This window comes from Ruegeria sp. YTSC106, from assembly GCF_059609765.1.
The window spans coordinates 36,661-48,712 of record NZ_JBXWMI010000011.1; the positions used below are offsets into that span (position 1 = coordinate 36,661).

Annotated in this window: 11 protein-coding genes; 5 read left to right on the forward strand and 6 right to left on the reverse strand. The window is 58.2% G+C overall.

Annotated elements, in window-relative coordinates; translation table 11 throughout:
- Positions 1-55: 55 nt before the first annotated feature.
- The gene (locus AC2FEB_RS15390) at positions 56-1,105 is read right to left on the reverse strand and encodes a TRAP transporter substrate-binding protein (RefSeq protein ID WP_496674366.1); all 1,050 of its coding nucleotides are present in this window, start codon (positions 1,103-1,105) and stop codon (positions 56-58) included.
- A gap of 335 nt (positions 1,106-1,440) precedes the next feature.
- Here AC2FEB_RS15390 and AC2FEB_RS15395 point away from each other — a divergent pair, with 335 nt between their 5' ends.
- Positions 1,441-2,214 (forward strand): FadR/GntR family transcriptional regulator, encoded by a 774-nt coding sequence (locus AC2FEB_RS15395; RefSeq protein ID WP_496674363.1) that lies wholly within the window; start codon positions 1,441-1,443, stop codon positions 2,212-2,214.
- A gap of 113 nt (positions 2,215-2,327) precedes the next feature.
- Here the strand turns inward: AC2FEB_RS15395 and AC2FEB_RS15400 are convergent, their stop codons facing one another.
- Complete coding sequence (locus AC2FEB_RS15400; RefSeq protein ID WP_496674360.1) at positions 2,328-2,912, reverse strand: tetratricopeptide repeat protein; 585 nt, start codon at positions 2,910-2,912, stop codon at positions 2,328-2,330.
- A gap of 12 nt (positions 2,913-2,924) precedes the next feature.
- Positions 2,925-3,407, reverse strand: coding sequence for an Lrp/AsnC family transcriptional regulator (locus AC2FEB_RS15405; RefSeq protein ID WP_299639108.1), 483 nt, complete (start codon positions 3,405-3,407; stop codon positions 2,925-2,927).
- A gap of 108 nt (positions 3,408-3,515) precedes the next feature.
- Here AC2FEB_RS15405 and putA point away from each other — a divergent pair, with 108 nt between their 5' ends.
- Both putA and AC2FEB_RS15415 read left to right on the forward strand, forming a co-directional pair.
- Entirely contained in the window at positions 3,516-6,914 is a 3,399-nt protein-coding gene (gene putA / locus AC2FEB_RS15410; protein WP_496674357.1) for a bifunctional proline dehydrogenase/L-glutamate gamma-semialdehyde dehydrogenase PutA, read from the forward strand.
- Positions 6,915-6,956: 42 nt separating this feature from the next.
- Entirely contained in the window at positions 6,957-7,700 is a 744-nt protein-coding gene (locus tag AC2FEB_RS15415; protein WP_117867980.1) for a rhomboid family intramembrane serine protease, read from the forward strand.
- Between the two features lie 18 nt (positions 7,701-7,718).
- Here AC2FEB_RS15415 and AC2FEB_RS15420 read toward each other — a convergent pair whose 3' ends face one another.
- Positions 7,719-8,504 (reverse strand): inositol monophosphatase family protein, encoded by a 786-nt coding sequence (locus AC2FEB_RS15420; protein ID WP_117867978.1) that lies wholly within the window; start codon positions 8,502-8,504, stop codon positions 7,719-7,721.
- 98 nt (positions 8,505-8,602) lie between these two features.
- Entirely contained in the window at positions 8,603-9,508 is a 906-nt protein-coding gene (locus tag AC2FEB_RS15425) for a LysR family transcriptional regulator (RefSeq protein WP_117872567.1), read from the reverse strand.
- A 94-nt stretch (positions 9,509-9,602) separates the two neighbouring features.
- Here AC2FEB_RS15425 and metF point away from each other — a divergent pair, with 94 nt between their 5' ends.
- Both metF and AC2FEB_RS15435 read left to right on the forward strand, forming a co-directional pair.
- Entirely contained in the window at positions 9,603-10,469 is an 867-nt protein-coding gene (gene metF / locus AC2FEB_RS15430) for a methylenetetrahydrofolate reductase [NAD(P)H] (protein WP_117867975.1), read from the forward strand.
- A 230-nt stretch (positions 10,470-10,699) separates the two neighbouring features.
- Positions 10,700-11,365: a J domain-containing protein gene (locus tag AC2FEB_RS15435; protein ID WP_496674350.1), complete on the forward strand. Its 666-nt coding sequence runs from the start codon at positions 10,700-10,702 to the stop codon at positions 11,363-11,365.
- A gap of 49 nt (positions 11,366-11,414) precedes the next feature.
- On the opposite strand, the gene AC2FEB_RS15440 is transcribed toward AC2FEB_RS15435, so the two are convergent.
- Positions 11,415-11,933 carry a YHS domain-containing (seleno)protein gene (locus AC2FEB_RS15440; protein ID WP_117872564.1) on the reverse strand — a complete coding sequence of 173 codons (519 nt, stop codon included), beginning with the start codon at positions 11,931-11,933 and terminating at the stop codon, positions 11,415-11,417.
- Positions 11,934-12,052 lie beyond the last annotated feature (119 nt).

A 12,052-nucleotide genomic window follows, 5' to 3' on the forward strand; every position in this document is an offset into this window, starting at 1 on the left:
AGCAGGAACCGGAGCGGCGGATCAGGCCGCCCCGGCAACGTCAGTGAGGGAGAGATTACTGACGTGGGAGGAACGCGTTTGTCTTCCAGAGGTTATAGCCGTCACGGAACTCGTTCATGTCGGCCAGAACCTGTGCAAAGAAGGCATCATTGGCGGCCTCTTCAGTGGCAACCTCTTCCCAGGTTGCGCGGAAGGTATCCAGCATCTCGGGCGACCACTGCTTGATGGTAACGCCGTTGTTTTCAACGTTGTCGATCAGGGCCGCGTGCTGAATGGCTTCGCCTTCGGCAAAGCTGTCTGCCATCGAAGCCTTGCAGGCGTTTTCGATGATTGCCTTGTGCTGATCGCTGGATTCATTCCAGACGTCCTTGTTGATCAGCAGTTCAAATACGGTCGCCTGCTGATGCCAGCCGGGGAAATAGTTGAATTTGACCAGCTTGTGAAAGCCCAGACGCGCGTCGATCGCAGGCATCGAAAACTCGGTCGCATCAATCGCGCCTTTTTCCAATGCAGGGAATATCTCGCCACCTGGCAACAAAGAGGTCGCCACACCCAGTTTCTGCATCACCTTGCCGCCCAGACCAAAGAAACGCATCTTCAGCCCGTTCAGGTCTTCGGGCGAGTTGATCTCGGACGCGAACCAGCCCGAGGTTTCCGGCGCGATGATGGCGCAAGGCAGAACTTTGACGTTGAAGCCGGCCTGATCATACATCTCCTGATACAGGGTCATGCCGTTGCCATAATACAGCCAGGCCATGTATTCGCCGGCCTCGGGGCCGAACGGCACGGCCGAGAACAGCGGCGCAGCCGGGATTTTCCCGGCCCAGTAACCAGCCGTGGTGTAGCCCGAGTTGATCTTGCCGGTGGACACAGCGTCCAGAATTTCGAAGGGCGGCACCAGTTTTCCCGGCTCGTACACCTTCATCTTCAGCGTGCCACCGGACATCAGTTCCAGCTGATCAGCCACGCGAGGGATCGGCGAGCCCAGACCCGGCAACTCGGTTGAAAAGGCAATTGGTGTTTTCAGCAGCAACTTGTCCGCCGCAACCGCGGGTACAGCCAGCAGGCTGGCGACCATGGCCAGGCTCGTCAGGGTCTTCTTCATGAATTCTCCTCCAGGGTTGGTCGGTTTTTTTCCCGATCATTGGCGCAGGCTCTTCCAGCGCCGCTTCGGTGGTAAACTAACTTTACCAGATCAAACCAGTCAATAACTTTATTTACCAATGGACAAGTTTGAGTTTTGAGATCCGACTCAAAAAACTCCTGCAAAAACCCGGAGTGACTGCCTTAAAGCCATGCTGATTTCTCAAAAACCGTTCACAAACAAATGTGTACCTCATCCAAGGGAAGACCACCCTCGTGCTTGAAAATTGAACGGATATGGTTATGTTTGTTTACCAGTTATTCCGGGCTTTTTAGCGTCACACAGGGCAGTATCTCATGAACACCACGGCGATATTTGAACCGGTTGGACACGAATCGCTGGCCGATGCGGTGGTTTCACAAGTCGAGGACCTGATCGCGTCGGGCATCCTGAAACAGGGCCGGAAACTGCCCTCGGAGCGCGATCTGGCCGAGATGCTGCGCGTGTCACGCCCAAAACTGCGCGAGGCCCTTCAGGTGCTGGAAGAACGCGGTCTGGTCACAACTCAACACGGTGAAGGGACATTCGTCGCTGCCCTGACCGGACAAGCCATGATGCCCGCGCTTCTTGCTTTGTACGAACGCCATGAGCCGGCTTTTTTCGACTATCTGGAGTATCGCCGCGAACAGGAAGGTTTTGCCGCCCGCCTTGCCGCACGTCGTGCGACCAAGGCAGACAAGGAAAGGATTTCAGAAATCCTCCACGAAAACGAACGGGCATGGCAGGAGCAGGATGCCAAGGCTTCGCAAGAAGCAGACTTTGCCTTGCATTCAGCGATTGTTGATGCCAGCCAGAACGCGACCCTGATCCACATGATGGCGTCGATCTACGAACTCACCCGCAAGGGCGTTTTCTACAATCGCGACTTCCTGCGGACAATCGATGGGACCGGTGAAAAGCTGTTGCATCAACATCTCGAACTCGGCCGCGCAGTAATCGAAGGTGATGAGGAGCGGGCCGAAAAAGCGGCTACGGATCACATCGACTTTGTCGAAGAGTCCTTCAAACTCGGGATTGAACAGCGGCGACGCGAAGCCATGGCCGAAAAGCGCCGGATACTGTCGCGCTAATCGAATAGCCACTCACTTATTCTTCAGGTTGCGACGCTGATGGAATGGTATTGCTACCCGAGACATTGTTTTGGAGCTGGTCGGCCAGTTGGGTCGACATCAAGGGATTGACGTCAGATATCCTCTCCGGGCGGTTCCAGAAGGCCACCGGCTTCCAACAACGCCCGCTCTGACAGCCAGGGATTGAGTTCAAGCGCTGCGGACAGTGCTGTGCGCGCGTCTTCAAGACGTTTCAAACCCAGTAAAGACAATGCGCGTCCGCTGAGTGCGCCGATATGGTTTGGCGACATTTCGATCGTGACATTCAGGTCGCGCAGCGCCGCGTCAAAATCCTGTCTCAGGTAGTTTACAAAAGCCCGCTGATTGTAACCTTCGGCGTAATTCGGGCAATATTCGACGAGCTGGTTGAAGTCATCCAATGCGCCCGACAAGTCCCACGCCTCTCGTCGCGCCATTCCCCGGTCCAGCAGTGTCTGCGACCGAGCATCCGGCGCGTCTGTCCAGAGTTCCCACATTTGGTTCGAGATGACCCGGGCGTCGCTTTGCGATTGCGCCTTTTGGACCTGCTTGATCAGCGCATTCACCCCTTCAATATGATCCGGAGCAGTGGGGCATGTCTCGGCGATGGCCGAGCATGAACAAGCGATCAGAAAAAAGGTTGCAGCAAGCGTTCGCATCACGAAACAAAAGTGGGCCATACTTCCGCCGGGTCAAGGCTGATGTTCAAAACCACCCAGCATACCGGTTTCCTTCACGGCCTCCATCGCAACAAAAGTTGACGTATTGGCGACATGCGGCAGAGATGAAATCTTCTCGGCCAGAACACGGCGATACTCAGACATCGTTGCGGTGCGTATTTTCAAAAGGTAGTCAAAATTGGACGCGATCATATGTGCCTGCTCGACCTCAGCGGTTTTGCGGACGGCTGCGTTGAACTCGGCCAGAGCCTTTTCGCGGGTATCGGTCAAACGCACCTCGACAAACGCAACATGATCCAGGCCCAGTCGGATCGGATCCAGCATCGCCCGATATCCCTGGATTACCCCGCTTGCCTCAAGCCGCTTGAGCCGCGCTTGAGTCGGAGATTTCGAAAGCCCGATCTCGCGCGCAAGGTCGGCCACCGAGATACGACCATCCTCGGCCAGAATTCTTAGAATCGACCGGTCGAACCGATCCAGATCTGGAAAGCTCATTTGCGCTGTCTTTTGCCAAATTTTCAGAACACTGACCTTCCAATAGCCAATAATCGGTCCGTTGTCCTGAATTTTCCGCATTATATTATCACAAAGACCGGAGGACATATGTCACACAGCCTGCGCACACTCATCGATAGCTCAACCTACGCCGATCAGTCGGCGGTTCTTGATACCCTGATCTCGCAGGCAAACCTGACAGACACGGATCGCAGCGCCATCAGCACCGCCGCTGCGCAGCTTGTACGCGACATTCGGTCCAGTACTTCTCCGGGGTTGATGGAGGTATTTCTGGCCGAATATGGCCTGTCCACCGACGAAGGTATCGCCCTTATGTGTCTGGCTGAAGCGTTGTTGCGCGTGCCGGATGCCGACACAATTGATGCGCTGATCGAAGACAAGATCGCGCCATCCAATTGGGGCAAGCACCTGGGCCACTCTTCCTCGTCGCTGGTCAATGCCTCGACCTGGGCGCTGATGCTGACCGGCAAGGTGCTGGACGAGGGCAAGGCCTCCCCGGTCAGCGCCCTGCGCGGCGCCATCAAGCGGCTGGGCGAGCCGGTGATCCGCACCGCCGTCGGGCGCGCGATGAAGGAAATGGGCCGGCAGTTCGTTCTGGGCGAGACCATCCAGTCCGCCATGAAGCGCGCCGCGGGGATGGAGGCCAAGGGCTATACCTATTCCTACGACATGCTGGGCGAAGCGGCCCGGACCGAAGCGGACGCGGCGCGCTATCACCTGTCCTATTCCCGCGCCATCTCGGCCATTGCCGAGGCATGCATCCACGACGATATCCGCGCCAACCCCGGCATTTCGGTAAAACTGTCCGCCCTTCATCCCCGTTATGAACTGGCACAGGAACAGCGTGTGATGGACGAACTGGTGCCGCGACTGCGGGCGCTGGCTCTGCTGGCCAAGGCGGCCGGAATGGGCCTGAACGTCGATGCAGAAGAGGCGGATCGTTTGTCGCTGTCGTTGCAGGTGATAGAGGCGGTGATGTCCGACCCAGCCCTTGCCGGCTGGCACGGGTTTGGCATCGTGGTTCAGGCCTATGGCCCGCGTGCAGGTCTGGTCCTGGATACGCTGTATGGCATGGCCGAACGTCACGATCGCCATATTATGGTGCGATTGGTCAAAGGAGCCTATTGGGATACTGAGATCAAACGCGCGCAGGTCGAAGGGGTGGATGGCTTTCCGGTCTTCACGCACAAAGCCGCGACCGACGTCTCTTATATCGCCAATGCGCGCAAACTGCTGGGCATGACCGACCGGATCTACCCGCAATTTGCCACGCACAACGCCCACACGGTCAGCGCCATCCTTCACATGGCCGAAGATCAACCGTTCGAGTTCCAGCGCCTGCACGGCATGGGCGAGACCCTGCATCAGATCGTAATGAACAAGCAGACCTCCCGTTGCCGCATTTATGCGCCGGTCGGGGCACATCGCGACTTGCTGGCTTATCTGGTTCGACGCTTGCTGGAGAACGGTGCGAACTCATCCTTCGTCAACCAGATTGTGGACGAGGATGTGCCACCGGAACAAGTCGCCGCCGATCCGTTTGTTGCGGTCCGGACCCCTCCGCCAGCACTGCCGACCGGACCGGAACTGTTCCAGCCTGAAAGGCCGAATTCCAAGGGTTTTGACCTGCATCACACACCAACACTGGATCAGATTGATGCGACACGGGATCAGTTCCGCTCTCATCACTGGTATGCGCAACCATTGCTGACCGACACGGCCAAACCCGAAGCGGATGAGCCGGTGGTCAATCCGGCACGGCCTCAGGACAAGCCCGGCGCGGTGGCCGCGGCAAGTGCAGCGGACGTGGAGATGGCATTGGCTTCGGCCGACCCCTGGGACGCCCCTGCTGCCGAACGCGCCCGTGTCCTCAATGCCGCAGCCGATCTTTATGAAGCGCATTATGGCGAGTTGTTTGCGCTGCTGGCGCGTGAGGCAGGGAAGTCGCTGCCTGATGCGGTGGCGGAACTGCGCGAGGCGGTGGATTTCCTGCGTTACTATGCAGCCAACATCCCCGACGCCGATCCCGCGGGAATTTTCACCTGTATCAGCCCGTGGAACTTCCCGCTGGCGATTTTCTCAGGACAGATCTCCGCCGCGCTGGCCACCGGAAACGCAGTTCTGGCCAAGCCAGCGCCCCAGACGCCCCTGATCGCGCATCGTGCGATTCAACTCATGCATGAGGCAGGGGTGCCACGCGAAGTGCTGCAACTGTTGCCCGGCGGGCCTGCCGTGGGCGCGGCGCTGACATCGGATCCGCGTGTCTCGGGTGTGGCCTTCACCGGGTCTACGGCCACCGCGCTGAAAATCCGTGCGGCGATGGCCGGATCCATGCGTCCCGGTACGCCTCTGATTGCAGAAACCGGTGGTCTGAATGCAATGATCGTCGATAGCACCGCCCTTCCCGAACAGGCCGTGCAATCGATCATCGAAAGCGCCTTTCAGTCGGCGGGCCAGCGCTGTTCCGCGCTGCGGTGTCTGTATCTGCAGGAGGATATCGCCGACGACGTTCTGACCATGCTCAAAGGGGCGATAGATGCGCTGAGTGTTGCAGATCCGTGGCTGATCTCGACGGATTGCGGCCCGGTCATCGACGCGCAAGCCCGACAGGGCATCGCCGAACATGTGACCAGGGCGCGCCACGAAGGGCGGGTGCTGAAGGAGCTTCCGTTGCCGCCCGAAGGCATCTTTGTTGCACCGACACTGATCGAGATCCCCGGCATCGCCGCGCTGGAACGCGAGGTGTTCGGCCCGGTGCTGCACGTCGCCCGGTTCAAGTCGCAAGAGATCGACAAGATCATCGCCGATATCAACGCCACCGGATACGGCCTGACCTTCGGCCTGCACACCCGCATCGACGACCGCGTGCAGCATGTGACCGAGGCGATCCATGCGGGCAACATCTATGTGAACCGCAACCAGATCGGCGCCATCGTCGGCTCGCAGCCCTTCGGCGGCGAAGGATTGTCAGGCACCGGCCCCAAGGCGGGCGGGCCGAACTACATGATCCGGTTCTGTGCGCCCGACCGTCAAAGCACGGCGGATACCTGGGACGCCGTGGCTGATCTGCCTGCTGCGCAAGGTCAACCTGCGCCGGTCAAAACCCGATCCCTGCCCGGCCCGACCGGTGAATCGAACCGCCTCAGCGAGTATCCCCGTCCGCCCCTTCTGTGCATGGGGCCCGGAGAAGCCGCAGCGCGCGCGCAGGCCGATGCTGTATGTGCGCTGGGTGGCACCGCCATTCAGGCGACCGGGATGTTTGACCTGCACAGGTTGGAAAACCTGACCGGCATTTCGGGCGTGTTGTGGTGGGGAGATGACGAAACAGCGCGGCAGATCGAACAGCATCTGGCGCGCCGCGACGGCCCGATTTTGCCGCTTATCCCCGGTAAGCCCGACCGCGCGCGTGTTCTGGGTGAACGCCATGTCTGCGTCGACACGACCGCAGCGGGCGGAAACGCTGCATTGTTGGGAGGTGCGGCATAAGCTTGTCTTGACGCTGGTCACACAAAAGCCCAGCGTCACACCATGTTTCCGATCCGTGACCACAACCCTTCGGGGCGTACGCCTTATGTTGTCTATGCCTTGCTGGCGGCCAATATACTGATCTTCCTCAGCTATGTCGGAATCATGGATGATGGGCCGCGGATCAGCAGGCTGTTTTTCGACTATGCCATAATCCCGGCGCGGGTCAGCGACGGGTTCGGGCTGGAAACCCTCGTGACATCCATGTTCCTGCACGGGGGGTGGATGCACCTTGCCGGAAACATGCTGTTTCTGTGGATCTTCGGTGACAATCTGGAAGACGAGATGGGCCATCTGCCATTCCTGCTGTTCTATCTGGCAGCCGGGATTGGCGCGGGCCTGATTCACATCATCACCGGGCCGGACTCTCAGGTCCCCACAGTTGGGGCCTCGGGCGCGATTGCTGGCATTATGGGCGGGTATCTGCTGCTGTTCCCGAAAGCACGGGTGGATGTCCTGCTGATCCTGGTCGTTTATTTCAGGATCTTTACCATTCCCGCCTTCATCATGCTGGGCGTCTGGCTGGCGATACAGTTCTTTGGCAGCGTCACCAGCAACCCGGACGAAGGCGGCATCGCCTATTGGGCCCATACCGGGGGGTTTGCCGTTGGCCTGATCCTGTGCGTACCGCTGTGGCTGAGACGCGGCGGAATTCAGTTCTGGGATCGCACCCATGGACATCCGCCCCACCCGGAGGCGAAGTACAAGCTGTCACAATCCCGCATTCCGCGCGTTCCGCGTCGTTAAGGCCGGTCCAAAGGGCGTCTAGCCCCGGATCACCTTGGCGAACTGATCGAAGATCGGTTCGTTCGAACAGATCACCTCACCATCTTCCAGCACATTGCCTTCAGGGTTCAACGCCTGCACGAAACCACCAGCTTCTTTGATGATGATGACACCGGCAGCCAGATCCCACGCATTCAGGCGGCGTTCCCAAAAGCCCTCATACCGGCCGGCAGCCACATATGCCATGTCGAGCGCGGCAGCACCCCAACGACGGACACCGGCGCAGGCGGGCATCAGGCGCGCCAGATCCTGCAGGGTTGCTGGCAGATCCGAACGACCACCAAAGGGCAGACCGGTCGCGAAGACCGATTCAATCATACGGTGACGGCTCGACACGCGCATACGAGTGTCGTTCATCCAGGCCCCCTCACCTTTTTCAGCAAAGAACATCTCGTCCTTGGCGGCGTCATAGACCACGCCGGCAACGATCTTGCCCTTGTGTTCCAGAGCTATGGAAATCGCCCAATGCGGCAGGCCGTGCAGGAAATTGGTGGTGCCGTCCAGCGGATCGACGATCCAGCGGCGGGTTGGGTCTTCGCCGTCAAGGGCACCGCCCTCTTCGGCCAGCCAGCCATAGGTCGGTCGCGCGCCCAACAACTCTTCTTTCAGGATGGCTTCAGCGGCGATATCTGCCTTCGAGACAAAATCACCGGCACCTTTCATCGACACCTGCAGATTCTCGACTTCACGGAAATCCTTGACCAAAGAACGCCCCGCCTTGCGCGCGGCCTTGATCATGATGTTGAGATTTGCACTGCCAACCATTGTCAAAAGGCTCCTGTCCGGTCAAACCGCGCGTATACTGCCGCAATGCACCATTGCCAAGAGGAATGATGCGCATAACAGACCCGCAGGAAACGCCGTTACTGGGATTGCAGCTTGCGCGCCTCTTCCCGGGCCAGTTTCACCAGTTCCTGCACAAAGGGTTTCTCCAGATCTTCCGACCGGACAGCTGCGTAGAGACGCCGTGTAATGCCCTCTTTCGTCAGCGGTCGGGTGACGTAGTCCGAATTGTATTTGACCTCGCGCACGACCCAATCCGGCAGAACCGAAATCCCGCGATTTGACGCCACCAGAAGCAAAATGACGGCGGTCAGTTCAACCTGCCGGATCGTTGCCGGTTCAATCCGTGCAGGGATCAGCAACTGGCTGAACACATCCAGACGCGTGCGTTCGACCGGATAGGTGATCAGAGTCTGACCCCGAAAGTCCTCGGCCTCGACATAGTCTTTTTTGGCCAACGGATGGGTCGAAGCCGCTACAAAGACTGCGTTGTAATCAAAAAGCTCCACAAACTCGACACCCGGCAAGTCTTCGGGATCGGATGAGACCACCAGATCGACCTCTTCCTTCTGCAAGGCTGGCAGGGCGTCGAAAGCCAGGCCAGGACGAATATCGACATCCACATCGCTCCAAGACTTCCTGAAGGCCTCAAGAACAGGAAACAACCATTCGAAACAGGCATGGCATTCGATGGCAATATGCATCCGCCCCGTGCGCCCGTCCCGCAGCGATGAAAACTCACTCTGCGCGGCCTCGACCTGAGGAAGGATTTGCTCGGCCAGTCTCAAAAGGCGGAATCCGGCGGCTGACAGTTTCATTGGCTTTGAGCGACGCAGAAACAGTTCAACTCCCGCCTGATCTTCCAACCCTTTGATTTGATGACTTAATGCGGACTGGGTGATATTCAGCTGATCCGCAGCACGAGCCAGCCCGCCGCATTCGTGGATTGCCTTTATCGTACGCAGGTGCCGGAATTCAATATGCATTTCAAACAGCATTCATGTTATTGATGAGCAATATGAGTTTGTTTCACATTGCCCGTCGTGGCACAAGGGGCTCAGTTGATCCAGTGAGGCCACAATGTCCAATCCTGAAATTTCCTTCGAGTTCTTTCCCCCCAAAACTCTGGAAGCCTCTTTCCGCCTTTGGGATACGGTTCAGACATTGGCCCCCTTGGATCCCCGCTTCGTTTCCGTCACCTACGGCGCTGGCGGCACAACGCGTGAACTGACACGTGACGCGGTTTCAACCCTGCACAAGTCATCGGGTCTGAACGTGGCCGCTCATCTGACCTGCGTCGATGCTTCGCGGCAGGAAACCCTGGAGATCGCAGACGCCTTCGCACGCGCTGGGGTGCAAGATATCGTCGCCCTGCGCGGCGATCCGCCAAAGGGTCAGGACAAGTTTGTGCCGCACCCGGACGGGTTTTCCAGTTCGGTTGAGCTGATAGAAGCACTGGCCGAAACCGAAATGTTCAGCATCCGTGTCGGGGCCTATCCTGACACCCACCCCGAAGCCGCAGACATGGCTGCGGATGTGGACTGGTTGAAAGCCAAACTGGACGCTGGCGCAGACGAAGCGCTGACGCAGTTCTTCTTCGAAGCCGAGACCTTTTTCCGGTTCCGTGACGCATGCGCCAAGGCCGGGATCGACAAACCGATCGTGCCGGGCATCCTGCCGATCGAGAACTGGTCGGGTGCCCGCAATTTTGCAAAACGCTGTGGCACGCATATTCCGGAGTGGGTCGAACAGGCCTTTGAAAAAGCGGTGCGCGACGAGCGCGAGGATCTGCTGGCCACGGCAATCTGCACTGAACTGTGTTCGGACCTGATCGAAGGCGGCGTGGACAAGCTGCATTTCTATACCCTGAACCGCCCCGAACTGACACGCGATGTCTGCTTTGCGCTGGGCATTTCACCACGGGTCGAACTGGAAAACGTCGCCTAAAACCCAAAAACCCCAAAGATTCGCCCGGGTTACGTTTGCCCCGGGCGTTTTGACGTCTCGGAATGTGTGAACTGTTTCACAATCGCGCGCGCTGAACGCCGCCTTTACGGAACAATTGAATCTCCGCATCGTGATTGTCGTCGCAAGCCCTGCAAATCAGCCTCGAAATTTGACAAAACCACGACCCTGGCGACACTGGAAGAGTGTAGTTTGTAAAGAGTGTTTTGAGTATGGAACCTGTCGATAAAGTGCGGGCACGCACGAACGCGCTGGCAGATCTGGGTTTAACCCCCTGCGCCAATTCCAGTGAAATCAGAGAGGCTTGGCGGCAGATCGCCTTTCATTCGCATCCTGATCACAAGGACGGTGACAGTTCCGGGTTCTCGCGCGCCAAAGCGGCCTATGATTTTCTGCGCAAGGAAGGGTTGGCAACAAAAGCTGGTGCCAGTTCCGGTTCTCCGCAGCCGCGTCGACCCCGTTTGAAAAAACGCATCATCGAACTTCCGCAGGAAGACATCGCCGCCTGCAAGGCGATGCTGAACCCCCACCAGGTGCTGCCGCATATGCACAATGAGAGGGATGTCGAGGAAATGCCTGATGCAAGTGTCTCGGACCACGTTCCTGATGCGGTCGGGTGTTACGGGCGGCATTTGACCTATTTTGTAACCACGCCCGTGCATCATGGAGCAAATCGCGTCGCCTTGCCAACGACTGTCCTGAGCAGCACACGCCACACCGACGCTGAAATTCTGAGCTTTCAGTCCAAAGATACCGGTGCGGGGGAAGTCATCATCCCCGATACAATCCGCGAACGCAAGTTTCCAGGGGCCAAGAGTGTGCGGATCAGATTTGATGCTGATCAGGATATTCGGGATCAATTCTGGCTTGCGGGGTAAGGGCCTGAGCCCGGCTGAACCAGCCGGGCACTGATATTGTGTCGCCGGATCAGTTTGAAACCGGGCCTTCAGAGGTGAATTTCGGGATCACGTTGGTTGAGGCGTCGCTCGGTTCGATACCGGGCCAATTTCCTTCGGCAAGATTGATATTGCCCGGAATGTCTTCCTCAAAAAATCCCACAACCACGTCGGTGATGTTGAGATACAGCTTGTCATCCACGATCCGCCACAGGTTCGGGTTTGCCGGAACCTTGCCGCCACGCGACACGCCGTAAGCGCAGTGTCCATCATATTGCGGCGCATAATATGCAGGGTTTTCTAGGAACTTGGCGCGGTTTTCCTCGGTCGCAAAAGCCCAGGTCGCACCGTTGTACTCTGCGGTGATGTCGGCTTTTCCGCGCACACCTTCGTGCTGCGGCTGGCCAACCGGCACCTGATCCAGGCTGCGATAGGCAACGACGTCATATCCCGAGACAGCAAAACCTGTGCCGTCAACATATTGAGGTCCGGCAAAAGCCGGAACCGCCAGAACTATGGCCGCAGCGAGGGTCAATGCAAAGCGTTTCATGTGGTCCATCCTTTTCGGGTCAACTATGTCCGTGATGCCGTGCTGGCAGGTCTGTCAGGACAATATGCGATTCCCGTGCGGTGCGTAGTCCCCCTAACGCCGCTGTGACCTGGCACGAG